The 25,338-nt window shown below is 29.6% G+C and carries 24 protein-coding genes and 15 tRNA genes; 31 read left to right on the forward strand and 8 right to left on the reverse strand.

Translation table 11 applies throughout. From position 1 onward, the window contains the following. Positions 1-120: 120 nt before the first annotated feature. The 6 genes from ACZ5TJ_RS00855 to ACZ5TJ_RS00880 all read left to right on the forward strand — a co-directional run bounded on the left by ACZ5TJ_RS00855 (position 121) and on the right by ACZ5TJ_RS00880 (position 5,969). Positions 121-1,458, forward strand: a complete 1,338-nt coding sequence (locus ACZ5TJ_RS00855; RefSeq protein WP_039312278.1) for a replicative DNA helicase — start codon at positions 121-123, stop codon at positions 1,456-1,458. An 84-nt stretch (positions 1,459-1,542) separates the two neighbouring features. Further along, positions 1,543-2,343: a pyrroline-5-carboxylate reductase gene (gene proC, locus ACZ5TJ_RS00860; protein ID WP_464200731.1), complete on the forward strand. Its 801-nt coding sequence runs from the start codon at positions 1,543-1,545 to the stop codon at positions 2,341-2,343. Between the two features lie 531 nt (positions 2,344-2,874). Beyond that, the gene (locus tag ACZ5TJ_RS00865; protein WP_077229988.1) at positions 2,875-4,161 is read left to right on the forward strand and encodes an adenylosuccinate synthase; all 1,287 of its coding nucleotides are present in this window, start codon (positions 2,875-2,877) and stop codon (positions 4,159-4,161) included. Positions 4,162-4,257: 96 nt separating this feature from the next. Next, positions 4,258-4,449 carry a DUF1858 domain-containing protein gene (locus ACZ5TJ_RS00870; protein ID WP_039312271.1) on the forward strand — a complete coding sequence of 64 codons (192 nt, stop codon included), beginning with the start codon at positions 4,258-4,260 and terminating at the stop codon, positions 4,447-4,449. 142 nt (positions 4,450-4,591) lie between these two features. After that, the gene (locus ACZ5TJ_RS00875; RefSeq protein ID WP_464200732.1) at positions 4,592-5,116 is read left to right on the forward strand and encodes a hypothetical protein; all 525 of its coding nucleotides are present in this window, start codon (positions 4,592-4,594) and stop codon (positions 5,114-5,116) included. A 97-nt stretch (positions 5,117-5,213) separates the two neighbouring features. Next, positions 5,214-5,969, forward strand: coding sequence for an acyl-[acyl-carrier-protein] thioesterase (locus ACZ5TJ_RS00880; RefSeq protein ID WP_464200733.1), 756 nt, complete (start codon positions 5,214-5,216; stop codon positions 5,967-5,969). Between the two features lie 30 nt (positions 5,970-5,999). Here ACZ5TJ_RS00880 and ACZ5TJ_RS00885 read toward each other — a convergent pair whose 3' ends face one another. Continuing rightward, complete coding sequence (locus ACZ5TJ_RS00885) at positions 6,000-7,241, reverse strand: BaiN/RdsA family NAD(P)/FAD-dependent oxidoreductase (RefSeq protein WP_464200734.1); 1,242 nt, start codon at positions 7,239-7,241, stop codon at positions 6,000-6,002. 546 nt (positions 7,242-7,787) lie between these two features. On the opposite strand from ACZ5TJ_RS00885, the gene ACZ5TJ_RS00890 reads away from it, so the two are divergent. The 17 genes from ACZ5TJ_RS00890 to feoB all read left to right on the forward strand — a co-directional run bounded on the left by ACZ5TJ_RS00890 (position 7,788) and on the right by feoB (position 11,833). After that, positions 7,788-7,862, forward strand: a tRNA-Glu gene (locus ACZ5TJ_RS00890). A 9-nt stretch (positions 7,863-7,871) separates the two neighbouring features. Then, positions 7,872-7,947, forward strand: a tRNA-Val gene (locus ACZ5TJ_RS00895). A gap of 22 nt (positions 7,948-7,969) precedes the next feature. Next, positions 7,970-8,046, forward strand: a tRNA-Asp gene (locus ACZ5TJ_RS00900). 30 nt (positions 8,047-8,076) lie between these two features. After that, positions 8,077-8,152, forward strand: a tRNA-Thr gene (locus tag ACZ5TJ_RS00905). 22 nt (positions 8,153-8,174) lie between these two features. Continuing rightward, positions 8,175-8,249: transfer RNA gene (locus tag ACZ5TJ_RS00910), tRNA-Glu, on the forward strand. 9 nt (positions 8,250-8,258) lie between these two features. After that, positions 8,259-8,334, forward strand: a tRNA-Val gene (locus tag ACZ5TJ_RS00915). A gap of 21 nt (positions 8,335-8,355) precedes the next feature. Beyond that, positions 8,356-8,432 (forward strand) — tRNA-Asp (locus ACZ5TJ_RS00920). 29 nt (positions 8,433-8,461) lie between these two features. Beyond that, positions 8,462-8,537 (forward strand) — tRNA-Thr (locus ACZ5TJ_RS00925). 21 nt (positions 8,538-8,558) lie between these two features. Next, a tRNA-Glu gene (locus tag ACZ5TJ_RS00930) sits at positions 8,559-8,633 on the forward strand. 21 nt (positions 8,634-8,654) lie between these two features. Then, positions 8,655-8,730 (forward strand) — tRNA-Val (locus ACZ5TJ_RS00935). A gap of 20 nt (positions 8,731-8,750) precedes the next feature. Continuing rightward, positions 8,751-8,827 (forward strand) — tRNA-Asp (locus tag ACZ5TJ_RS00940). A 30-nt stretch (positions 8,828-8,857) separates the two neighbouring features. After that, positions 8,858-8,933, forward strand: a tRNA-Thr gene (locus ACZ5TJ_RS00945). A gap of 22 nt (positions 8,934-8,955) precedes the next feature. Beyond that, positions 8,956-9,030, forward strand: a tRNA-Glu gene (locus ACZ5TJ_RS00950). A gap of 8 nt (positions 9,031-9,038) precedes the next feature. Beyond that, positions 9,039-9,114: transfer RNA gene (locus ACZ5TJ_RS00955), tRNA-Val, on the forward strand. Positions 9,115-9,135: 21 nt separating this feature from the next. After that, a tRNA-Asp gene (locus ACZ5TJ_RS00960) sits at positions 9,136-9,212 on the forward strand. Between the two features lie 262 nt (positions 9,213-9,474). Further along, complete coding sequence (locus ACZ5TJ_RS00965) at positions 9,475-9,699, forward strand: FeoA family protein (protein WP_464200735.1); 225 nt, start codon at positions 9,475-9,477, stop codon at positions 9,697-9,699. Positions 9,700-9,709: 10 nt separating this feature from the next. Beyond that, positions 9,710-11,833: a ferrous iron transport protein B gene (gene feoB, locus ACZ5TJ_RS00970; protein WP_464200736.1), complete on the forward strand. Its 2,124-nt coding sequence runs from the start codon at positions 9,710-9,712 to the stop codon at positions 11,831-11,833. Positions 11,834-11,880: 47 nt separating this feature from the next. On the opposite strand, the gene ACZ5TJ_RS00975 is transcribed toward feoB, so the two are convergent. Both ACZ5TJ_RS00975 and ACZ5TJ_RS00980 read right to left on the reverse strand, forming a co-directional pair. Further along, positions 11,881-12,861 carry an ATP-binding protein gene (locus tag ACZ5TJ_RS00975; RefSeq protein ID WP_464200737.1) on the reverse strand — a complete coding sequence of 327 codons (981 nt, stop codon included), beginning with the start codon at positions 12,859-12,861 and terminating at the stop codon, positions 11,881-11,883. After that, entirely contained in the window at positions 12,854-13,855 is a 1,002-nt protein-coding gene (locus ACZ5TJ_RS00980; protein WP_464200738.1) for a DnaD domain protein, read from the reverse strand. The genes ACZ5TJ_RS00975 and ACZ5TJ_RS00980 overlap by 8 nt, the downstream gene beginning before the upstream one ends. Positions 13,856-14,038: 183 nt before the next feature. On the opposite strand from ACZ5TJ_RS00980, the gene ACZ5TJ_RS00985 reads away from it, so the two are divergent. Next, positions 14,039-15,229 carry a peptidoglycan DD-metalloendopeptidase family protein gene (locus ACZ5TJ_RS00985; protein WP_464200739.1) on the forward strand — a complete coding sequence of 397 codons (1,191 nt, stop codon included), beginning with the start codon at positions 14,039-14,041 and terminating at the stop codon, positions 15,227-15,229. Here ACZ5TJ_RS00985 and ACZ5TJ_RS00990 read toward each other — a convergent pair whose 3' ends face one another. The 5 genes from ACZ5TJ_RS00990 to ACZ5TJ_RS01010 form a co-directional block, all read right to left on the reverse strand. Continuing rightward, positions 15,230-16,426, reverse strand: coding sequence for a S8 family serine peptidase (locus tag ACZ5TJ_RS00990; protein ID WP_464200741.1), 1,197 nt, complete (start codon positions 16,424-16,426; stop codon positions 15,230-15,232). It lies immediately after the preceding gene. A gap of 67 nt (positions 16,427-16,493) precedes the next feature. Continuing rightward, a complete protein-coding gene (locus tag ACZ5TJ_RS00995; protein WP_464200742.1) occupies positions 16,494-17,318 on the reverse strand; it encodes an MBL fold metallo-hydrolase in 825 nt (274 codons plus the stop codon). A 23-nt stretch (positions 17,319-17,341) separates the two neighbouring features. Then, positions 17,342-17,773 carry a DMT family transporter gene (locus ACZ5TJ_RS01000; RefSeq protein ID WP_055208894.1) on the reverse strand — a complete coding sequence of 144 codons (432 nt, stop codon included), beginning with the start codon at positions 17,771-17,773 and terminating at the stop codon, positions 17,342-17,344. Positions 17,774-17,857: 84 nt separating this feature from the next. After that, positions 17,858-18,319, reverse strand: a complete 462-nt coding sequence (locus ACZ5TJ_RS01005; RefSeq protein ID WP_464200743.1) for a dUTP diphosphatase — start codon at positions 18,317-18,319, stop codon at positions 17,858-17,860. A 180-nt stretch (positions 18,320-18,499) separates the two neighbouring features. Beyond that, the gene (locus ACZ5TJ_RS01010) at positions 18,500-19,039 is read right to left on the reverse strand and encodes a hypothetical protein (protein WP_464200745.1); all 540 of its coding nucleotides are present in this window, start codon (positions 19,037-19,039) and stop codon (positions 18,500-18,502) included. 150 nt (positions 19,040-19,189) lie between these two features. Between ACZ5TJ_RS01010 and ACZ5TJ_RS01015 the strand changes: the two genes are divergently transcribed. The 7 genes from ACZ5TJ_RS01015 to licT all read left to right on the forward strand — a co-directional run bounded on the left by ACZ5TJ_RS01015 (position 19,190) and on the right by licT (position 25,321). Next, on the forward strand, positions 19,190-19,351 hold the full coding sequence (locus tag ACZ5TJ_RS01015) for a DUF1540 domain-containing protein (protein WP_077230002.1): 162 nt from the start codon (positions 19,190-19,192) through the stop codon (positions 19,349-19,351). 245 nt (positions 19,352-19,596) lie between these two features. Continuing rightward, the gene (locus tag ACZ5TJ_RS01020) at positions 19,597-20,856 is read left to right on the forward strand and encodes a UDP-N-acetylglucosamine 1-carboxyvinyltransferase (protein ID WP_045725242.1); all 1,260 of its coding nucleotides are present in this window, start codon (positions 19,597-19,599) and stop codon (positions 20,854-20,856) included. Positions 20,857-20,880: 24 nt separating this feature from the next. After that, complete coding sequence (locus ACZ5TJ_RS01025; protein WP_430831809.1) at positions 20,881-21,672, forward strand: MBL fold metallo-hydrolase; 792 nt, start codon at positions 20,881-20,883, stop codon at positions 21,670-21,672. 28 nt (positions 21,673-21,700) lie between these two features. Continuing rightward, positions 21,701-22,198 (forward strand): SEC-C metal-binding domain-containing protein, encoded by a 498-nt coding sequence (locus ACZ5TJ_RS01030; RefSeq protein WP_464200748.1) that lies wholly within the window; start codon positions 21,701-21,703, stop codon positions 22,196-22,198. 82 nt (positions 22,199-22,280) lie between these two features. Then, on the forward strand, positions 22,281-22,922 hold the full coding sequence (locus tag ACZ5TJ_RS01035) for a lactate utilization protein (protein ID WP_464200749.1): 642 nt from the start codon (positions 22,281-22,283) through the stop codon (positions 22,920-22,922). Positions 22,923-23,134: 212 nt separating this feature from the next. Next, positions 23,135-23,614 carry a 23S rRNA (pseudouridine(1915)-N(3))-methyltransferase RlmH gene (gene rlmH, locus ACZ5TJ_RS01040; RefSeq protein WP_464200750.1) on the forward strand — a complete coding sequence of 160 codons (480 nt, stop codon included), beginning with the start codon at positions 23,135-23,137 and terminating at the stop codon, positions 23,612-23,614. A gap of 912 nt (positions 23,615-24,526) precedes the next feature. Next, the gene (gene licT, locus ACZ5TJ_RS01045; protein ID WP_464202240.1) at positions 24,527-25,321 is read left to right on the forward strand and encodes a BglG family transcription antiterminator LicT; all 795 of its coding nucleotides are present in this window, start codon (positions 24,527-24,529) and stop codon (positions 25,319-25,321) included. Positions 25,322-25,338: the final 17 nt, after the last annotated feature.

A 25,338-nucleotide genomic window follows, 5' to 3' on the forward strand; every position in this document is an offset into this window, starting at 1 on the left:
AAGAGAAGGTGTATATACATCTTCTCTTCTTTTAGTAACAATATACTAAATTATGTATTCCCATTTATATTTTTTTGATATAATATGATAAGGTAACTTCTTTAGAAGGAGGTAAAAACTTTGGAGACAACGGTAAATAGAACATTACCACAGAGTATTGAGGCAGAACAATCAGTAATAGGATCTATGATTATAGATAGAAGTGCTATAGCACAGGCTGCTGAAGGTTTAGAAGAAGAGGATTTTTATAGAGATAGTCATAAAGTTTTATATAGAAGTATTATTGAAATGTTTAAAAGGGATATGGCTGTTGACTTAGTTACTGTACTAGAATATTTAAAAGCTACAGATACCCTTGAAAGAGCAGGGGGAGTAACATACGTATCAGAGATAACATCATCTGTACCAACAACAGCAAACTTAGCATCTTATATACAAATAGTTCAAGAAAAATCAACTCTTAGAAAGCTTATAAAAGCTTCAACTTCAATAATAGAAGAAAGTTATAATAAGCAAGGTGAAGTTGAAGATGTATTAGATTCAGCAGAAAAAAGAATATTTGATATAGCTGAAAAGAGAACAACAAGTGATTTTGAACCTTTAAATCAGGTCCTTGAAAGAGGATTTATTGAAATAGAAAGATTATTTAACAATAAGGGTGAAATAACAGGAGTAAGTTCTGGATTTATTGATTTAGATTCAAAGACATCAGGTTTCCAGAAAGGTGATATGGTACTTATTGCAGCTAGACCTTCAATGGGTAAAACAACATTTGCACTAAATATAGCAGAAAATGCAGCTCTTAGAGGTGGAAAAAGTGTTGTTATATTCTCACTGGAAATGTCTAAGGAACAGTTAGCGTATAAGCTATTATGTTCAGAAGCTAATGTTGATATGTTAAAGCTTAGAACAGGTAACTTAGACGATAAGGACTGGGAAAACATCGCTAGAGCTACAGGACCTTTATCAAAGGCTAAAATATATATAGATGATACTGCTGGGGTTTCTGTTATGGAAATGAGATCAAAGTGCAGAAGACTTAAAATGGAATACGGAATAGATTTAATAATGATAGATTACCTTCAACTTATGTCAGGATCATCAGGATCAGAAAGTAGACAACAAGAGGTATCAGAAATATCAAGATCAATAAAAGCACTTGCAAAAGAAATGGAATGCCCAGTAATTGCATTATCACAGTTATCTCGTGCTCCAGAACAAAGAGCAGACCATAGACCGATGTTATCTGACCTTAGAGAGTCAGGGTCAATAGAGCAGGATGCCGATCTTGTTATGTTCTTATATAGAGATGAGTATTATAACAAGGAAACTGAAGATAAAAATGTAGGTGAATGCATTATAGCTAAACAAAGAAACGGTCCAGTTGGAACTGTTAAATTAGCATGGCTTGGTCAATTCAGTAAATTTGGTAATCTTGATACAATACATCAAGAGTAATTAGGATAAAGCTTAGAAACTCACCTTAATTGGTGAGTTTCTTTCTATAGAGAAAATAATTATATATAAAGAGGAGGATTTTAAATGAGTAAAAAAATAGGTTTTGTTGGATGCGGAAATATGGGAAGTTCTATGCTTGGAGGATTAATAAATAAGGGTTTTCAAGATAAAGAAAATTTCATAGTATCAACAAGAAGTGAAGGTTCTAGAAAAAAATTAGAAGATAAATATGGAGTAAAAGCAGTTTTAAGTAATATTGAAGTTGCAAAAGAAAGTGATGTTTTAGTATTAGCTGTAAAGCCATACATGTACAAAGATGTAATAAATGAAATAAAAAGTACATTAAGAAAAGATCAAATTATAATAAGTATAGCAGCTGGAATAGATATTAAAGATCTTACTGAAATGATAGGAGAAGGATTTAAAATAGTAAAAACTATGCCAAATACACCTGCCTTAGTTGGCGAAGGGATGTCTGCTATATGTCCTAATGATAATGTATCTAAAGAAGAATTAGACTATGTATGTAGTATGTTTGAGTCTTTTGGAAGATATGAAATATTAAACGAAGAAGATTTTCATGGATTTATAGCATTATGTGGGTCATCACCAGCTTATGTATTTATGTTTATAGAAGCAATGGCAGATAGTGCAGTAAAGCTTGGAATACCAAGAAATAAAGCTTATAAAATGGCAGCACAAAGTGTATTAGGTTCAGCAAAGATGGTATTAGATACAGGTAAACATCCAGGAGAATTAAAAGATATGGTATGTTCACCTAGGGGAACTACAATAGAAGCTGTATGCGAACTTGAAAATACAGGCTTTAGAAATTCAGTAATAAAAGCAATGGATAAATGCGCTGAAAAATCAAAAAACATGTAATAAAAAAGTAAAAATAATTAATGAATATATGTTGACAAAGTTAAATTAGTTTTATATACTAATGTTAGTGATAATCAATATCAATTAATGAATGCGTGATAAATCTTGATATGGTTATCTAACTGGACACACACATAAAAACACACATAAATCAAAATTACACTAAAGACTCCTCTTAATTATTTGAGAATTAAGAAGAAACACCCCTAGATATCCACAGATCTAGGGGTGTTTTGTTTTGAATTTATAATATACAGATATTTAGAGATAAATAGAATATATAGGTAAAATAACGGGCAAAATAAGAGTGATATGTAAAAAATGACGAACTATTTATTAATAAACTAGGAAAACATTCGATAAAATGTTGACCTAGCACTAGCATTTTGCTACTATAATTAATGGAGATTATAAAAATCCAAATAAATTTATATTAATGAATAAGTTAATATAAATGATATAATTAAAAAAATAACTCCATTAAATTTAAGGGAAGACTAAAAGTTAAATAGTCTAAAGGAGGAAAATAATATGTCAGCATTTATAGTAATAGGAGCTCAATGGGGAGACGAAGGAAAAGGAAAAATGACAGATTATCTAGCAGAAGAGGCAGATGTTGTTGTTAGATTCCAAGGAGGAAACAATGCAGGTCATACTGTAGTAGTTGGAGATAAGGAATATAAGCTTAGATTAATACCTTCAGGAATACTATATGATGATAAGACAAATGTTATTGGAAACGGAGTAGTTGTTGATCCAAAAGCATTATTTGAAGAAATAGAATATTTAGAAGGTGTTGGAGTTAAAATAACACCAGAAAAATTAATAATAAGTGATAGAGCGCATTTAATAATGCCATATCATAAGGTATTAGATAAGTTAAAAGAAAAAGCAAGAGGTAAAAATGACATAGGTACAACTGGAAGAGGAATTGGACCTTGTTATACAGATAAATTTGAAAGATGTGGTATAAGAGTTTGTGACCTTATGCACGAAAATGTATTTAAAGAAAAATTAGAACAAAATATAGAAGCTAAAAATGCTTATATAACAAAAGTATTAGGTGGAGAACCTTTAAATTACGAAGAAATCTTAAAAGAATATCTTGAATTAGCTAAGAAATTAAGACCATTTGTTGCTGATACTTCAGTTAAGGTTTATGACTCAATATTAGCAGATAAAACTGTATTATTTGAAGGTGCACAAGGTATGCTTCTTGATATAGACTACGGAACATACCCATATGTAACATCATCAAATACAACAGCAGGTGGAGTAGCATCAGGTTCAGGTATAGGACCTAGAATGATAACAAATGCTGTTGGTATAGCAAAAGCTTATACAACAAGAGTTGGTAAGGGACCTTTCCCAACAGAATTAGATAATGAAGTTGGTGAATGGATAAGAGAAAAAGGACATGAATATGGAGTTAATACTGGAAGATCAAGAAGATGTGGATGGCTTGACCTTGTAATCTTAAAGACTTCAGTAAGAGTTAGTGGATTAACTTCACTTGCAGTAACTAAGATAGATACATTAGCTGGATTAGATAAGATTAAAGTTTGTGTTGGATACAAATTCAACGGAGAAATTATTGATTACTTCCCAGCAAGCTTAGAAGATTTAGCATTATGTGAACCAGTTTATGAAGAATTTGATGGATGGGATGATAGCGTAGCAAATGCTAGAAGCTATGATGAACTTCCAGAAAACGCAAAGAAATATATCGAAAGAATAGAAGAATTCACAGGTACAAGAGTATCAATAGTTTCAGTTGGTCCAAAGAGAGATCAAACTATGAGAGTTAAAGAACTTTAATTCCGACTATTTGACTTGACTTTAATAATTGTATAAAATATAATCTTTTTATATAACATAATCATGCAAATACTATTTATTAAAGAGGTGAATCAAATGATAACTAAAGATATGACAATCGGAGAAATAATACGTAAGCAGCCATCAGCTGCAGAAACATTAATGGCTTTCGGAATGGGTTGTGTTGGATGTCCATCAGCTCAAGCAGAAACATTAGAAGAAGCTGCAAGCGTACATGGAATAAATTTAGATGCTTTAGTAGAAGCTTTAAATAACAGAGAAATGTAATTAGATTTAATAAGGTGTAGAGTTAGTAAGTTAACTCTGCACCTTATTTTTTATTATTAATTATATAAAAATATTTACATATATTGTAAATAAACTCAAAAGATTGTACAATATAATTGTATTAATTTTTAGGGGGAAAATAATGCTTTACGAACATTATGGGGAAAAGTTAAAAATAAAAGAAAAAGGAAATAGGTTATTAAATTTTATATTAGATCCAATAGAAAACAATATAGAATCAAAGAGAAAATTAGCTATTTTAAGCATTATAGTTATAAGTATATTGACAATATTAGGTTCAATAATAGATTTTAAGTATAAGATAAGGGAGTCATTTATGACCATAATGATGTGGGAGTTAGTATTTAATTTATTTAAGATATCAATTTCTACATTAATTATATATATATTATTTGATGATGATATAAGGGATAAAAAGGGTATTAAAGGGGCATTAAATTTGATTTTAATACCTTCTATAGCAAGATTGATTATATTATTTCTAGGGATACTCCTTTCACCAATAAGTCTACAGATTATGAATATTTCAAGCACATTAGCATTAGCCATATTTATAATAATTTTATATATAAATTTAGATAAAATGGAAGCATTATCAAGGAATAAGGGAATATTTGCATCAATTATAATAGCTATTTTTATATAAAAAATTAAGATTAAGATTTTGTAAAAAAAGATAAGTCTATAGGCAAACATAATATATTTGGTATACAATTAAGGTATTAAAATTTTGAGGTGAGCAAATGGATAATGGATATACCAAACAATATGAAGTTATGTATCGTGATTCAAATTACAAATTAAGATGTAAATTGGCATCAATTGTAGACTTTTTCTGTGATGTTGGAAGTGTTCAAGCAGAATCTATAGGAGATAATATAGATTTTCAATTATCACATGGATGTACTTGGGTATTTTATAAATATGATATAAAAATTCATAAATATCCAAAATACAGAGAAAAGATTAATGTTACTACAATTCCAGTAGGATTTAAGAAGTTTTATGCATTTAGAAAATACCTTATAACTAATGAAGAAGGAGAACTTCTTGCAGAAGCTATGGCATTATTCTTCTTAATAAATATAGAAAAGAGAAGACCAGCTAGAATCTTAAAAGAGCAATACAAAATGTATGGTGCAGACGGAGATATGGATAAAGCACTAGATATGGATAAAGTTCAAAAAATGGAACGTGAAGATTATTATAAAGAATTCCAAATAAGATATAGTGATATAGATTCAAACACTCATGTAAATAATGTAAAGTATATAGAATGGGCTATAGAATCAGTACCAATTGAAGTTGTTAAAGATTATGAAATAAAGAGAATAAAAATAGTCTTTGAAAAAGAAACTAAATATGGAGACGCTATACATGTATCAGCAGAAGTCAATGAACAAGAAGATGGAAGTTTACTTACTCTACATAGAATAACTAATAGAGATGGAGATGAGCTAACTGTTTTAGAAGCTCATTGGGGAAAAGAAGAAAAATAGAAAATGCTACGGCTTTAGCCGTAGCATTTTCTATTTATTAATTGAATTTACTGCAAGATATGCAGAGCTCCATGCCCATTGAAGATTAAATCCACCACAATCTCCATCAACATCTAGCATTTCTCCTGCAAAATATAAGTCTTTAACTATTTTAGATTCTAAAGTCTTTTCATTAACTTCACGAGTATCAACTCCACCTACTGTTACTTGAGCATTAGAAAATTCTTTAGTACCAATACATTTAAATTTCCAATTCTTCATACGATTTATTAAATCATTTTGATATTTCCAATCAATATCGTAGCAAGGGGTATGTATATCGTTAAGTCCGATATCTTTTAGTAAAATAGGAATTAATTTTTTATTTATTATACCAATTAAAGAATTAGATATACTTCTATGAGAGAACATTGCTAAATGACCATAGAAAAAGTTACTAACATCATCTAAAGTTCTATCTTCCATCATATCTAATTTTATCCACAGGTCACAATTGTTTTTTAGGCATCTAGAAACTGTGGATGAAATTTGTAATATTGGTGGTCCTGAAATTCCGTAATCTGTGAATAAAATTTCTCCACTTTCTTCTCTAATAATTTTATTATTAGAAATTAATGATACTCTGCCATCAAACTTTACTCCTGAAAGAGCTTTTAATCTAGGATAATCAAGCTTAAGCTGAACTATACCAGGCATTGTAGGGGTGATTGAATGACCTAAATTTTCAGCTAATTTAAATCCAGAACCATCAGATCCAGTTTTAACAGCAGACTTTCCACCACAGCAAAGTAGAAGTTTGTTTGAAGAAAAATCTTTAAATTCATCATTATCTGTGGATAAAATAAATTTTTTCTTCTTGTGGATAGTTTTCACTTTGCAATTTGTGTATACTGGAATATTTTTATCCTCTAGGGCTAATCTAAAAATATCCACAACTGAAGAAGCTTGTAATGACTGTGGATAAAGTTTACTATTTTCTAGTTCTATAATAGGAAGCCCTATTGATAAGAAAAAGTTTCTTGTATCTTCTATAGAGAAACTTTCTAGTGCATCTATAAAAAAGTTTTTATTTGAACTATGATAATTTACAAATGGATATTTAATTGAAGCATTTGAAATATTACATCTACCATTACCAGTAGTTAATATTTTTTTACCAACTCTATCTGTTCCTTCAACAATAGCAACATCTATTCCAAGATCTTTAGCTAAAATTGCAGACATAAGTCCGGAAGCTCCACCTCCAACTATTATTAAATCATGATGTATCATATTTAAAATCTTCTCCTTAAAATATACTTTAAATAAATTCTACCATAGTAATAATTATCATTAAAGAAAGGAACAATAAATAAAGAGAGGTAACTTAAGAAAAATATTGCTAAAGTGGATATAATATAAGTCAATTAAAAAAATAAAAGCTACATATAAATAGTATTTTATTTTATCCAATAAAAAATTTTTGTTAAAAATAATATTAATAGGAAATTTAGAGAAATAAATAAGATTATTTAAATATAAAAAAGATATATGTGAAATTTATAAATGCAAAATTGCACGAATAAAAAAGAATTTTAAAATAAAAAGATATTTTTATCGAAATATAGAAATTATTGTTCAAGCATTGACGTGCCTAGCTTAGAGGGTGGTGTACTTATTAAAAAATAACTACAAATATAAAGTAAGACGAATAAAAAAAGAAAAAAAATAAAATTTATTTAAAAAAAGTGTTGACACTTAAATTGATTTTATGTAATATAGTCTATGTGATTAGCGCACTTATGTGAAGAGCGGGTCACAGGAAAAGATTCTTAACATGGCTCCTTGGTCAAGCGGTTAAGACACCACCCTTTCACGGTGGTAACAGGGGTTCGATTCCCCTAGGAGTCACCATTTTATTTTGGGCGCATAGCTCAGCTGGGAGAGCATCTGCCTTACAAGCAGGGGGTCACAGGTTCGATCCCTGTTGTGCCCACCAAAATAAATTTAAATTGTAATATGGCTCAGTAGCTCAGTTGGTTAGAGTGCCGGCCTGTCACGCCGGAGGTCGAGGGTTCGAGCCCCTTCTGAGTCGCCAATTTAAATTTATTAAAAGCTATAATGATAAGCTGGCGTGGCTCAATTGGCAGAGCAGCTGACTTGTAATCAGCAGGTTATCGGTTCAAGTCCGATCGCCAGCTCCATTTAAACTTTTTAACTTAATATGGCTCCTTGGTCAAGCGGTTAAGACACCACCCTTTCACGGTGGTAACAGGGGTTCGATTCCCCTAGGAGTCACCATTTTATTTTGGGCGCATAGCTCAGCTGGGAGAGCACCTGCCTTACAAGCAGGGGGTCACAGGTTCGATCCCTGTTGTGCCCACCAAAATAAATTTAAATTAAATATGGCTCAGTAGCTCAGTTGGTTAGAGTGCCGGCCTGTCACGCCGGAGGTCGAGGGTTCGAGCCCCTTCTGAGTCGCCAATTTAAATTTAAAAAACTATAGATGATAAGCTGGCGTGGCTCAATTGGCAGAGCAGCTGACTTGTAATCAGCAGGTTATCGGTTCAAGTCCGATCGCCAGCTCCATTTAAACTTTTAACTTAATATGGCTCCTTGGTCAAGCGGTTAAGACACCACCCTTTCACGGTGGTAACAGGGGTTCGATTCCCCTAGGAGTCACCATTTTTTTTTTGCTTATATTTTGGGCGCATAGCTCAGCTGGGAGAGCACCTGCCTTACAAGCAGGGGGTCACAGGTTCGATCCCTGTTGTGCCCACCAAAATAATTTAAATTAAATATGGCTCAGTAGCTCAGTTGGTTAGAGTGCCGGCCTGTCACGCCGGAGGTCGAGGGTTCGAGCCCCTTCTGAGTCGCCAATTTAAATTTTAAAAAACTATAGATGATAAGCTGGCGTGGCTCAATTGGCAGAGCAGCTGACTTGTAATCAGCAGGTTATCGGTTCAAGTCCGATCGCCAGCTCCATTTAAACTTTTTAACTTAATATGGCTCCTTGGTCAAGCGGTTAAGACACCACCCTTTCACGGTGGTAACAGGGGTTCGATTCCCCTAGGAGTCACCATTTATTTTGGGCGCATAGCTCAGCTGGGAGAGCACCTGCCTTACAAGCAGGGGGTCACAGGTTCGATCCCTGTTGTGCCCACCAAAATAAACTTAAATTAAATATGGCTCAGTAGCTCAGTTGGTTAGAGTGCCGGCCTGTCACGCCGGAGGTCGAGGGTTCGAGCCCCTTCTGAGTCGCCAAAAAGAAGTAAGGTTTACCTTACTTCTTTTTTATATAAATTTCTATAAAATACTAACTCCTAATATAATATTACTTATTATATTAGGAGTTAGTATTTCTTTTTTTGTGTAAAAATAGAATAGTATTAATCACATTAGCAATTTTTTTGTCATATATTAATAATAACTAGAAATACGTATTAAAAAAATCAAAAACACTTCTTTAGAAAAGTTCTAAGATATACATACATTTTTTTATATCTTAGAAAGGAGATTTACAAAGATGAAATTAAAAGAAGCAAATTTAAACTCTTTAGTAAGAGTTATAAATATAAATGCAAGAGGTGAACTTAGAAGAAGGTTTTTTGATTTGGGAATAATAGAGGGAACAAATATAGAAGTTTTGTTTAAAGGTCCATTTGGAGATCCTGTAGCCTACTTAGTAAGAGGTACTGTAATAGCTTTAAGAGAAGAGGATGGTGAAAAGATAGAAGTAATAGATTGCTAAAGGAGACTGTATGGGTTTAACAAAAAATTCCACAGGAATAAAAATATTATCATCTAAGAAAAATAGAGAAAAAAGCGAAGACTTAGTAATTGCATTAGCAGGAAATCCTAATGTAGGAAAAAGTACAGTATTTAATGCATTAACAGGAATGAATCAGCATACTGGAAATTGGCCAGGTAAAACAGTAGCAAATGCTGAAGGTTTCTTTGAGCATAAAGGTTATACTATAAAGGTAGTAGACCTTCCTGGAACGTATTCATTATTATCTAATTCAGAAGAAGAAGAAATAGCTAGGGATTATATATGCTTTAATAATCCTGACATTGTAGTAGTTATATGTGATGCTACTTCACTAGAAAGAAACTTAAATCTATTTTTTCAAATATCTGAAATAACTAAAGATGTTATCTTATGTGTAAATTTAATGGATGAAGCAGAAAAGAAAGGAATAAACATAGACCTTGATGAATTATCAAAACAAGTTCATGCGAAGGTTATAAGTTCTTCTGCAAGAGATGGAAAAGGTATTGATGAACTAAAGAATGCAATATTAGAAAAACAGAGTATAGGTGATCATATTCTAATAAAATATGATTCTGAAATAGAAGAAAATGTAGAGAGAATAGAAAATGATTTAATTAATCTAATAGATAAGGAAGATATGACTAAGAGAAGACTTAGATGGATATCTCTTAGGTTATTAGAAGGAAACGAAAAGATAAGACAATCAATAATTAATAATTATAATATAGATGAGGAATCAATTAAAAAAATATTAGATAGAGTTGAAATATTAAAATCTAAAGAAAAAACAAAATTAATAGAAGATAAAATAGTTAAAAAGCTAGTTATTGAATCAGAAAGAATAAAAGATAAGGTAGTAAAAGCAACTTCAGGATATGATAGGTTTCAAAGAAAATTTGATAAAATATTAGTTTCTAAGAGAACAGGAATTCCAATAATGATACTAACATTGTTAGTAGTATTATGGATTACTATAACTCTTGCAAACTATCCATCGGAGCTATTATCGAACATGTTTGGTAAAGGAGAAGACTTTCTTAGAGAATTTTTTATGAATATACAAGCACCTGCATTTGTAAGTGGAATATTAATTGACGGTATATATGTAACTTTAGCTTGGGTTGTATCAGTAATGTTACCACCAATGGCAATATTCTTTCCAATGTTTACTTTACTAGAGGACTTAGGTTATCTTCCAAGAATAGCATTTAATTTAGATAAATGTTTTAAAAAATGTTGTTCTTGTGGTAAACAGGCTCTTACTATGTGTATGGGACTTGGATGTAATGCGGCAGGAATAATTGGTTGTAGGATAATCAATTCTCCTAGAGAAAGACTTATAGCTATAATAACTAACGTATTTATGCCTTGTAATGGAAGGTTCCCTATGCTTATAACTATATCTTCAATATTTATTGGTGGAATGGTTGGCGGTATAAGGGGTGGATTTATTTCTGCACTAACAGTAACATGTGTAATTATATTAGGTGTATTTATGACATTAATGGTATCTAAGATATTATCTAAAACTGTTTTAAAAGGTGTGCCATCTAGCTTTATACTTGAACTTCCAAGCTACAGAAAACCTCAGATAGGAAAGGTTATTGTAAGATCAATATTTGATAGGACTTTATACGTTTTAGGAAGAGCTATAGCTGTTGCTGCTCCTGCTGGAATAGTTATATGGGTATTTTCTAATATATCAATTGGAGATGGAACACTTTTATCAGTATGTGCTGATTTCTTAAATCCATTTGCAAATATGATAGGGGTAGACGGCTATATATTAATGGCTCTTATCTTAGGATTCCCTGCAAATGAAATAGTAATGCCAATTATTATAATGAGCTATTTAAGAGCGAATAAAATGCTTGAATTAGAAAGCCTAGTAGAACTTAAACAATTATTAGTTGCTAATGGATGGACATTATTAACCGCTATAAATACAATGATACTTTGTCTTATGCATTATCCATGTGGTACTACTGTATGGACCATTAAGAAAGAGACAAAGAGTATTAAGTGGACAGCTTTATCTGTAATATTACCAACGGTACTAGGAATTTTAGTTTGTTTTGTAGTAACTCAAATCTGGAGACTTGTAGTATGATTTTTAAAATAAAAATTTCTCCTCCACTAAAGTGGAGGAGAAATTAATTATCTTTTTGATAGATTTAACTTAATTCTTATATCATCAGAATAAAACTTTTGTAATTTAAAATTACCTAATAATCTAGATGATATTCTTTCACTATAATGCTTAGCAAGATCCGCTAATGTAAAATTAGTTGATATAAGCATTTTCTTTTTCTTTAATAATTTTCTATTGATTAAATTAAATAATTCAGTAGCAACAAAATCATTTAATTGCTCTGAACCTAAATCATCAATTATAAGTAAATCGCAATCTATTAATAACTTTTCTAAGTATTCATTATTATTAAATTTAATATCCCTAAGTGCTCTTATTAATTCATCAGATGTTTTGTATACAACTAAATATCCTCTATCTAAAAGTTCTTTAGCAATGCAGTAAGAAAGAAAAGTCTTTCCACTTCCAGCAGTTCCGTAAAATAATAGATTATCTGAACTCTTGCTGAAGTTTGGAATAAAATCTTTCATAATATAGTTTAAGTTATTTTTCATATTAGTCTTAGCTGAATATTTTTCTCTTGAATCTTCTCTTGAAGAAGAGAATAAATCTATATTAAATTTACTAAAGTTATTATCCTTTAGTATTTCTTGAAGTTCTGAATCTTTATAATATAGTTTAACTAATTTATCTTTATAGCAATCACATTTTTCTACGCCAATGTATCCTGTATCTTGACACTTATTACATCTATAATGCATATTAAGATATTCAGGAGAATATCCACGTTCAACTAATGCTTCGCATTTTTTTGCTCTTAGGTCAGTTATTTCATCTTTAATTTTTTTAATATCCTCTTCAGTAGTATTAGATTTTAAAATAGTCATAGTAAGTTTTAATGAAAGTTTATGAATCTCATTATCTAATTCTAATATTTGAGGATATAGAGCTTTTATTTCAGCACGTCTTTCTCTAAGTTGTTTCTCTTCATTAGCTCTTATTTTTTGATAAACATCCATTAGTTCAGATTGATATCCTTTAATCATCGTTATCCCATCCTAACAATTTCTTTTCAAGAGAATCATAATCATATTCTCTTTGTTTAAAGTCATTAAATCTTAATGCTTTACCGTTATTATTGTTATTGTAGTTATTCTTGTATTGTTTATTATTTTTATTAGTATTTTTATCTTTAAGTGCAATGTCTTCTAATGTTCTAATATTATTTTGATTCCATTTGGATAAAATACCGTCTATATATTTAAAGTCAGCTCTATTTAATCTTTCAAAACAAATATCACAAGCTTTTTGTATTATATCCATATTGAATTTATAAATAAATAGCCATTTTTCAAGCATTTCTTCTTGAGGCTTCATAACTTCAGAAGTGTTCATTCCAAGGTAAGAAAGAATTCTTCTTATTTTAGACCACTTATCTTCATTTTGTTTTATATGATGTTGTGCTTCTTCAACAGTCTTTATATTCATATCATGCCAAGACTCTGCAACTTTTTCGATATATCTAAAATTATTTTTACCCTTAGATGAGCAATACTCAATTAGAATAAGAATAAGTTCAGATGGGAATGCAAAATCACGTTGCCATCCTAAATATATCTCCATTTCCTTGCTAGATAAAGGTCTTGCAAGAATCTTTTCTATATCTTTAAGCATATCAGTTGTTTCACTGTTATTTAAAGCTTCTAATATATTTATATTTTCTCTTGAATTTTCGATACTTTCTTCATCAAGAGATAAAAATTCTATACTAAAATTATTCATTTTATCTATAGGAACGAGTTTAATAACACCTTCATCATTCCAATAGTTTAGTGCATTCATAATGTCTGATTCTAGTAAGTTTAATGTTGATGCTAATACAGAAGAATTAACCCCTGGTTCACTAGAAATATTATATTTTAACATTAACAGATAAACCTTAACAAATTCACCACGAGCTTTTGGCATGTATTTTTCTAAAAATACATTACTTACAGGTGTGAAGTTTAAGGCATTGTTTTTAAGCATAAAAGTGCTCATGGCGCATATCTCTACCTTTCAAATTATATTTAAAACAATAATATCTTTATTATTGCATATATGTAAACTAATTATAACAAAGTGATGTAAGGATAACAACTTAGCGAAAAATAGAAATGTATAAAATTTATTTTATTGGATAAGTTAAGAGATGTGTTACAAATTTTAAAGAAGGAGACATTTATGAGTTCGAGTAAGAAAAAGAAAATAATTTTAACCATAACATCATTTTTAATGATTAGTACTTGGCTTTATGCATATTTAGAATCAAGTACGAAATCTTTTGCAGCATATTTAGGGGATGTGTTTATAGGATATTCTTTAAATAAAGAAAGTATGGAGGAGAATTATAAGAATGTAATAGATAATTTAAATAGCAATTTAGATGAGAATGAAAAGATTGAGGCTTCAAGATTATCGTTTAAGAGATTAAATGAGGAGGCAAGTCAAAGTACATATAATGAAATTAAACAAAATATAGTAAGCTCAATAGAAAAAGATGTAACATTAAAAGCATTAAAGATAGACGGTAAAAATATAGGATATGTAACAAATAAAGATGAATTTAATAATGCAATTAAAAAAGTAGCAAGTATGTATTCAAATAAATTAAATATAGATGAAAATAAAATAACATCTATTAATGTTAAAGGAAATATATCTTTTAAAGATGAGAAGGTAAATATATCTAAGCTTAGCAGCGAAGAAGATATTGCAAATAATATTATTAAAAATAAATCATTAATTGATGTTGATATTGTAGTAAATGATACTAGATTAGTCGATATTGAACCATCAGTAAAAATAGAAAGATCAGAAGATTTACTAGTTGGAGAAAGTAAAGTTACAGAAGGTAAGAAGGGTAAAAAAGAGCAGAATATAAATATAACTTATAGAAATGGTGAGAAGAAATCTGTAAGCGTATTATCGGAGAATATAATAGAAAAAAGTAGTAGTAAAGTTATTACTAAAGGCACAAAAAGCATATTAAATGGAACAAATGCTGTATTTACAAGCCCAACTAGGGGAGGGACTATAACATCTACATTTGGAGAAAGATGGGGTAAAAATCATAATGGGTTAGATATAGCAGGAAATACAGGAGATCCAGTTATGGCTGCTTTAGATGGTAAAGTAAAGAGTACATTTTATGAGAGAGATGGTTATGGAAATGTAGTAATTCTAGAGCATGAAGGTGGTATTGAGACTAGGTATGCTCATATGAGTAAGATAGGTGTAAAGACAGGTGATACTGTTAAAAAGGGCGATATAGTAGGCGAAGTAGGAAGTACAGGAAGAAGTACAGGGCCACATCTACACTTTGAAGTAAGAGTAAATGGAAGCCCTGTAGATCCAGAAAAATATATAGATTAATTATTGAAGAAGCTTATTAAAATCAAAAATACCGACTCCTACATTTGTTTTAGGAAGCTCTTTAGGATCGCAAGCTAACTCTAATACGGATAAAACATCACTAAAGCTAAATGATTCTTTAAATTCAAAAATTAGCGCACATACAGCGGATATAAAAGCGACGGATAATGACGTACCGCTAAATGTTTTATAGTTGGCATCAAGTTTTTTAGGATATAATTTGATGCCATCTTTTTCTGAAATAAAGTTTTTATCAGAGTTTAATGTTGTTATATTAATGCAAGCTGAAACTAAATTTGGTTTATGAGTCTTTCCATAAGGTCCTTTTGAAGAATAAAGGTATGGTGATGAAGTTTTTTGATTGATTCCACCAACCGTTATGCAATTTTTTAAAGTGGCAATCCCCATAATATTATTATAATTAGAATTTGTACTTCCACTTGGGACAATAGGTACAACTTTATGCCTAACAGCAAAGTCAAATACTTTATCAAAAGCATCAATTATATAAGTATTATGGTTTAAAAGTTCAAAGGGTAGGCATAAAACCTTAATATTTTTCTCTTTTGATAGTTTCACAAGACTTTCTATGCTGTAAATTATATCAGAGGCATACCCTTTACCTAAGGCATCAAAGGCTTTAAAACAAACCAAACTACTAGAGGGTGCTATACCCCTATACATCCCATCAGAAGATATACCGCTTCCGCATATAATACCAGCCATTGCAGTACCATGTCCATTATCATCATATGGATGTTCTAGTCCATTAATGACATCATAGAAACTATCTATTGAATTATGAGGGCTTAGTAGATCAGTGTGAGGATAAACTCCACTGTCTACTAGGCCTATTTTTATGTTAGTCCCTGAGTATTTATTATTAAACTTACTCAAAGAGTAGCAATTATTTGCGGAAGATACGCTCATTCCACATAAAAATAAGTAGTCATCAAAAAAGATCTTTTCAACTTCAGGATATTCTAAAATTGATTTAATTTCATATTTATTTAAATTGGCTACAATCATATTGCAAGATTCTAATGGATAAATCAAAGCATTCTTGTAATGAGATACCTTTTTTACCATAGAAGAGAAGAGATTTTTACATTTAATAAAAACCCTATATCTTTGATAAGCATTCTGCTTTAAAGCAATATTTAGATTGTAATCAAGTTTGCTTCTAAGATTAAACATAAAGTACTCCTATAATAGTTATTACAATACCATATTATAGTTTTACCCTAATATTTGTTAACACTTTTTAAAGCTTATATGTTTGACCGACGTTTAATATTTTTACAGAGTCATCTTTAAAATTAATTAATGTTTCATGAGTCTCATTAAAATCCTCTAAAGATATTTTAAAAGTCTTATAATGAATAGGAATCATAATCTTAGAATTCATCATCTTAAACATCTTATAGCCTTCTTCAGGAGAACAATGCATATGTTGGAATCTTGCAGGTTTATAACATCCTACAGGCATTAATGCAACGTCACATTTTATATCCTTAAAGTTTTCAGTATAAGCAGTATCACCACCAAAGAAAATTACTTTATCTTTTCTTTCGATTAAGTATGAGTGGCTTTCATTATCTATGCCAACATAAAATCTACGTCCATCATGATTAGCCTCAACAGAAGTAATCTTAATATCTTCATCTGCATAACATTCACCTGTTCTTATAAGATGAACATTAGTAAAACCAAGTAATGAAAGTATTTTTTTATAACCTCTAGGCACTATGATTTTAGTATCTTTATTTAATTTCTTTAACTTTCTAAGTGATGGAAAGTGCATATGGTCCATATGGCCATGTGAAAGAAGTATATAGTCAAATTTAATTTTTGTTATATCATAAGGTTTATCAATAACTCTTTTAAAGTATCCTAAAGTATTAGAGACTACAGGATCTGTTACGATTAACTTACCAGATAAATTCATAATTGTTGTGGCATGACCGTACCAATTAATAGAATCCTCATAGATTTCATCTTTATCAGATACTTCTCTATCTTTAAAATATTCTCTTAAATTATTGTAAGTTAACCTACTTAAAAACTGGATGTTTTTAAAAAAATTCATAGTATTATCTCCTTAGTAAATAGTTATCTTTTCCATTTAAATACTATAATACCTATGATCATAATTGCAACACCTATATATTCTTTTAAGGTAAATTTAACACACTCACATCCAAATAAACCAAAACAATCAATTACGGCAGCAGCTATAAGTTGTGATACAAGTATTATCGAAATAGCATATGTAGGACCTAAGGAACCAATCCCCATCATTACCGTAAAAATTATAATAACTCCTAAAACACCACCTAATAGATAAATTTTACTAGTGTGTTGAAGTTCTTTAAAATCACCTTTACCAAAGAAGGCAGTAATTATAAGAGTAAGTATAAGACCTGTAAGTTGAACTAAAGTATTAGTTTCCCATACGCCTATCTTATCACCAAGTTTTGTGTTAAATACTCCTTGAAGGCTCATTGCAACGCCTGATATTATAGAAAGAATTATTCCTAACAATTAAATCACCTCAAGGTTAGTATTACCATTGAAGCATTAATTATAATAAAAAAGCTATAAGAAATTACTTCTTATAGCAAAAAATTAATTAAATGTCTTTTCTAATCCGCCTTTTATTTTGTCTTCAGAAAAACCTAAAGTATTTCCAAGAGTCAATAAATCTTCAAATAAAGTTTTAAAATGATCCTCAGAACGAGAAATAATTAAGTCGTTTATATCTATGTACAAATTAAGAAATTGATCACTTAAACAATCTTCTGTAGGTTGAGTGAAAATCTCATCTAAGTTGTCGTAATGATTAGTTATACCTATAGAAAGTACTTGTTTTAAACAATCCAAGTATTTTGAAAAAATAGTAGTATCATTGATACTAGGTAATACATCTTCAGTATAAGCAAAGCATTGAGTTGCATTTGCAAGGGCACTTAATTTAACGTGAAGTTCTAAATTCTTTCTAGCTTTAATCTTGTATTCAGTTAATTCTGGGTTTATACGTAACTTTTCATCAAATTCTTTTTGTTCTTTAAATAAATCATTAACAAACATAAAAAAATCCCCCTGTTCTTAAGGCAATTATCTTTATATATTTTACAAAATCTTTTAAATATTGAAAAGGGTAGTAAACGAATACAAATGAAATTTGTTTGAAAATTTTAAAAAATTAAAAAAAGTGTACCAAAAAAGAACCACATTCTCTAAAAATGGGTTCTTTTAGTAAAATATATATTAAAAAGTTTTAAGTTCAAAATCTTTAAGTTTAAGTTCTCTCTTATTATTTGGAACTTTCCAAAGTTGAAATTTGTCAACTTTTAGTGTTTTGTTTTCTAACTTGTAATTAGGAAAACTTGGTCCCTCGTTAGTTTTTTTTCTGTCTTTAGGAATATAGTTTAAATTAGCTAAAGATATTGAAATATTATCTAAACTATTTTCTCTAATGTTAAAACCATAAAGCTTTAATGTATCTTTAAGAGAACGTTCTATCTTTTTAATATAACCACGCTCATTTATCTTTAGGTTTATAGTTTTTGTTTCTTCACATAATGAGAAATCATCAGAAAGTTCTATTTTAAACTTTTTATACGGTTTAAGAATCTTTTCTACAACAACGCTTAATTTTTCTATATTTGGATTATCTAAAATTTCTAAAGCTATATATGGTGCTGGTGAATTTCTATTTCCTTTAAATCTTTTTGAAACGTTTTTTTGAATTGGGTTAATGATCTCATAGGATGAATTATCAAATAATGCAACAATGTAATATTTCATATCTTACCTCTCTAAAGTATATTCTGTAAGGATTTATTATCCAAACTTTTCTATAAATTATAACATAATACTTTATAGAAAAAAACAGATAGAATAAATAAAGAGGAGAAAGACATAATAATATTGAAATAAATTTAAGGAGGGATTGTCATGAATCACAACCCAAGCATAGGATGTACAGTTAACGAATGTAAATATCACTGTAAGGATGATAATTACTGCACATTACAATCAATCGAAGTAGGTAAACACGAAGCTCACGCTAAAGATGTTAAATGCACAGATTGTAATTCATTTGAATTAGAAAAATAGTATCATATTGATGTAATATGATAAAAATAATAAGATAGATGAAATTTAGAAAAAATTTCATCTATCTTATTTTTTAATAAAGTTAAAAAAATTATTTCAATAATACGAGTTTGTGATATAATGATAATCGAAATAAAAAAATGATAATAGGATTATAATGTCTATACGATATTATTTTGGATAATTTAGAATAGATTTGGGAATTTTATTTATATAGAAACTAATAAAAAACAAGGGTGAATTGGATGGAAAGATTAGTTATAAGTGGAGGCAATCCGCTAAAAGGATCAGTTGATATAAATGGCGCTAAAAATGCTGCAGTTGCAATTTTACCAGCAGCAGTTGTAGCTAGTGAAGGAAAGTGTGTTATAGACAACATACCAGATATAGAAGATGTACATTGCTTAGAAAGAATACTTTTAAGCTTAGGATGTAAAGTAAATAAGATTAATAATAATACATTAGAAATAGATAGTACAGAAGTACATACATACGATGCTTGCACTGAAGATGTAAGAAGAATGAGAGCTTCATATTATTTTATAGGAGCACTTCTTGCAAGATTTAAAGAAGCTAGAGTAGAACTTCCAGGGGGTTGTCCTATAGGAGTAAGACCTATAGACCAACACATAAAAGGATTCGAAGCTTTAGGTGCAGACGTAATAATAGAACATGGAGCAGTAAAAGTTAAAGCAGATAGATTAATAGGAACAAATATCTTCTTTGACGTTGTTTCAGTTGGAGCAACAATTAATGTTATGATAGCAGCTACTTTAGCTGAAGGAATAACAACTTTAGAAAATGTTGCAAAAGAACCTCACGTTGTTGATGTTGCTAACTTCTTAAACTCAATGGGAGCAAATATTAAAGGTGCAGGTACTGATATTATAAGAATACAAGGTGTAGAAAAATTACAAGGATGCGCATATAGCGTAATACCAGATCAAATAGAAGCAGGAACATTTATGATAGCTGCAGCAGCTACAAAAGGTGATGTAACAATCACAAATGTAATTCCAAAGCATTTAGAATCAATTACTGCAAAGCTTAATGAAATGGGAGCAATTGTTGAAGAAGGAGACGACTCAGTAAGAGTTTACTATGATGGAAAACTTAAAGGAGTAAATGTAAAAACAGCTCCATATCCAGGTTTCCCAACAGATATTCAACAACCAATGTCAACTTTATTAAGTATAGTACCAGGAAGAAGCTTAATTACAGAGTCAATATGGGAAAGCAGACATAAGCATATTGATGAACTTAAGAAAATGGGTGCTAATATAAAGGTTGAAGGAAGAGTTGCTATAATTGATGGTGTTTCAAACCTTACAGGAGCAGTTGTAAAAGCTACAGACTTAAGAGCTGGAGCTGCTATGGTTATAGCTGGACTTATAGCTGATGGAATTACAGAAATAACTAGTATAGAACACATAGACAGAGGATACCCACACATTGAAGATAAGTTCAAGAGACTAGGTGCTGACGTAAGAAGAGTTAATGATTAAGAATAGAATTTGGGGGAACAACAAATGATATTTTGTTCACTTTATAGCGGGAGTAGTGGGAATAGTATACTTGTTGGAAATGATTCAACAAAAGTATTAATAGATGCTGGAATGCCAGGAAAAAAGATAGATGAGGCATTAGCAAAGATAGATCAAAATCCTAAAGATATTGATGGGATTTTTGTTACTCACGAACATTCAGATCATGTAAAAGGTGTAGGGGTTTTATCAAGAAAATATGATATACCTGTATACGCAAATAGTGATACTTGGGAAGCCATGTCAAAGACAGTTGGAAAAATAAAAGAAAAAAATATAAAGATAATGGATAAACGTAGTACAGTTGAGATTAATGATTTATCCATTAAATCTTTTATTATACCTCATGATGCATCAGGACCAGTTGGATATACAATAAAGTCTAAAGATAAGACTGCAAGTATAGCAACTGATTTTGGTACCTTTACAGAAGAAATAAAAGATAACATTAAAGAGTCAGACATAATACTCCTAGAGAGTAATCATGATGTTAGTATGCTGAAATTCGGACCATACCCATATAACCTTAAGAGAAGAATCTTAAGTGAAATAGGTCATCTTTCAAATGATGATTGTGCAAAAGCTATTTTAGAGCTTGTTAAGTATGGTAGAGAAAAGCATGTAATATTAGGCCACTTAAGTGGAACAAATAATCATCCAGATTTAGCTTATCAGACAGTTATTAACATACTAGAAGAAAAAGGGCTAAAACTAGGTGAAGATATTAATATAAAAATGGCGAGTAGACATGAGCCTAGCTCATTAATTAATTTATAATTTTTTTAGAAAGAAAGAGGAGAATGATATGAGTTTATACAAAGATTGGACAGATATGGTTGTTGAATATGTTAAAACTAAAGGAGAAAAAGCATTCTGGCAAGAATACGGGGATATAGAAACAAAAGTATACAAAGACCTGTTATCAGCTCATACAGAAGTTAAGACAGGTACTATAAAAGAATTAGCTAAGAAATATGATACAACAAATGAATTCATCATGGGATTTGTTGATGGAATAAACGATAGTTTAAAAACTTCATATGACTTAGAAAGTATCGATGAAAATACTGAATTAACTTTTGATATAGATCTAGAAAAATTATATTTCAATATGCTTGATGCTAAAGCTGAATATCTATATACATTACCACAATGGGATGGAATATTCTCAGAAGAAAAGAGAAAAGAAATCCAAAAGCAATACAGAGAATCAGGTATAGTTAGAAACGAAGAAAAGATCGGTAGAAATGATCCATGTCCATGCGGAAGTGGAAAGAAATATAAGAAGTGCTGTGGAAGATAATTAACCTAAAATAGAATATAAAAAAGCTCATAATATATTATGAGCTTTTTGTTATACATAATTTTTAGGAGGTATATGCAAAATGAATGATTATGAAATTTGGTCAAATGAATTAAAGATTGAAAGAACTATAAAAGCTCTTGAAGAAAATAATATGAATGGATATTATGCTAGAACAAGGGAAGACCTTATAGATAAGATAAAAGAACTTGTAGATGAAGGAGCTATGGTAACTTGTGGAGGTTCAGAAACTTTATTTAAGACAGGTGTTATAGATCATTTAAGAAGTGGCAGATACGATTTCTTAGATAGATATAAAGAAGGTATAACTAGAGAAGAAGTAACTGAAATATTTAGACAAGCCTTCTTTGCAGATGCATACTTTGTAAGTAGTAATGCAATTACTGAAGGCGGAGAAATATATAATGTTGATGGTAACGGAAACAGAGTAGCAGCAATGCTTTTTGGTCCTGATAAGGTAATTATAGTTTGCGGTGTTAATAAGATAGTTAAAGATTTAGATGCTGCAATTAAAAGAAATAGAGAGTTAGCAGCCCCTATGAACACAAAGAGATTAAATAAAAAGACACCATGTGCAAAGGTTGGACACTGTATGGATTGTAAAAGTCCTGAAAGAATCTGCAATGAGTATACATTAATTAAGAAACAACGTGATAAAGATAGAATACATGTAATCTTCTTAAATGAAAATCTAGGATTCTAAAAATCAATTGCACTAGTTATAAAAAGTATAACTATACTTAAGAGAAATAAGGAGACCATTTCGATTTTTTTTCAATAACTAGTGCACATCTTATAATATATTTATGCATATACATAGTAGATTTATTACATAATAAACATAAGTAAGCGGAATTTATTAGCCAATAGTTATTTTATACTATTGGCTAATTGTCGTAATATTGGAGGAGACAAATGAACATAACTTTAGTAACTGTAGGAAAATTAAAAGAAAAATATTTAAAACAAGCAATTGATGAGTATTCAAAAAGACTTAGTAGATACTGTAAGCTTGACATAATAGAACTTCCAGATGAGAAGACTCCAGATAATGCATCAGAGAAGGAAGAAGCTCAAATTAAGGAAAAGGAAGGTAGAGCAATACTTTCTAAAATAAAGGATAATTCATATGTTGTTGCAATGGATTTAAAGGGCAAGCAATTAACATCTGAGGAGCTTTCTTCTTTCGTTGAAAGATGTGGAGTTACAGGTAATTCTAATATTGTATTTGTTATTGGAGGAAGTCTTGGACTTTCCGATGAAGTAATCAAGAGAGCTGATTATAAATTATGTTTCTCTAATATGACTTTCCCGCATCAATTATTTAGAGTTATGCTTTTAGAACAAGTTTATAGAGCATTTAGAATAATGAAGAATGAACCTTATCATAAGTAAGCCTCCAAATCTTTGATTTGGTTAGACGAACTTACACCTACGAACGTATGTGAGTAGCGTGTTTCTTTTGAGTAAATGAGGTTTATAGCTTTAGGCGTTGAAATAACTTGCCTAAGGCTATTTTTACAGGTGAAAATGGTGTATCATAGGAAATATATTAACAACAAAATATGGATTAATTTTGTTGATATATAAGTAATACTCATGTTTCAATAACAAATTATTAAAAGAACTTTCATATGAGGATCTAAAAATAAAAATGATTGAACAAGATAAGAAGTCAATTAAGTTATTGGGCGTAGTTACTAATGATTATAATGCTAAGTGGCTAATTTAAAATATGGGAGGTAAATAATATGGATATAGAATTAATATGGAAGAGAATTGTTGAAAATGAAGGAAAAGATTTTAAGCAAAAAGGAGGTAAGGTATTTGCATATAATTTAATAGGCAAAAATACTATCAAATAAATACAACTAATAGAAGTATTTCTAAATCACAATTTGAGAAAGCTTTAAATTTTGTTCCCTTAGATAAGACGACACCTATTCAGAATTTACAAGCTCCCTCATATATTTATGGCATATTAATGGATGGTAGAATTAGAAAAGAAAATTGGTAAAAATTATAATTAGAGCCTTTTACTATATGAAAATAATTTGTAATAACAGAAAAAAGTTGAATTTAAAAAAAATATTGTCAATATATATTTTCTATGATAATATGTAAACATAAACATAGTTTGAATATTGTTGGATTGTTACTGATTAAGCAGGCAAGACTTTAACTTTTAGTATATAGACTTTGGATATATATACTATTATTAGTTATTGTTTTGGTTGCTTGTTTTTGTATAAGGAGGTTATTTAAATTAGAATAGAAAAAATCTTAAATAATAATGTTGTTACATCTATAAATGATAATAATGAAGAAATTATTGTTATGGGAAGAGGGATTGCTTTCAAAAAGAGAGTAAAAGACATAATTGTTGAAAAAAATATTGAAAAAATATTTACTTTATCTAATCCTAATATAAATAATAAGTTTATTGAATTAATAAGTAGTATACCTTTAGAGTATACTGTAATTTCTGAAAAGATAATAGGACATGCAAAAGAGAAAACAGGAAAAAAATTCAATGAGAGTATATACATATCTTTAACTGATCATATATACAATGCTATCGAAAGACATAGACAAGGTATTGTGGTTACTAATGGATTAAGCTGGGAAACTAAAAGATTATATTCAGAAGAGTATGAAGTAGGATTAGATGCTTTAGAAATTATAAGAAAAGAATTTGATGTTAATTTAGCTGAAGATGAAGCAGCTTTTATAGCATTACATTTTGTAAATGCTAATCTTAATGAAGAAATGCCGATTTTGATTAATATGACTAAATTGATACAGGAAATATTAGATGTTGTCAAATATAATTTTAATATAGAATTTGATTTAGAATCTTTAAGCTACTATAGATTTATTACACACTTAAAGTTTTTTGCTCAAAGACTTTTTAATAATAAAATTAATGAAAAAGATGAAGACAATGATTTATTTTATATCATTAAAGAAAAGTATGATGAATCATATAAATGTGTAATGAAGATTCAAAAACTTATATTAGAAAGATATAAGTATAATTTATCTAAAGAAGAAATGTTATATTTAATAATCCATATTCAAAAATTAATAGGTAAGAATTAGGATTGTTACTAAAATAT

Source organism: Clostridium budayi, from assembly GCF_055396605.1.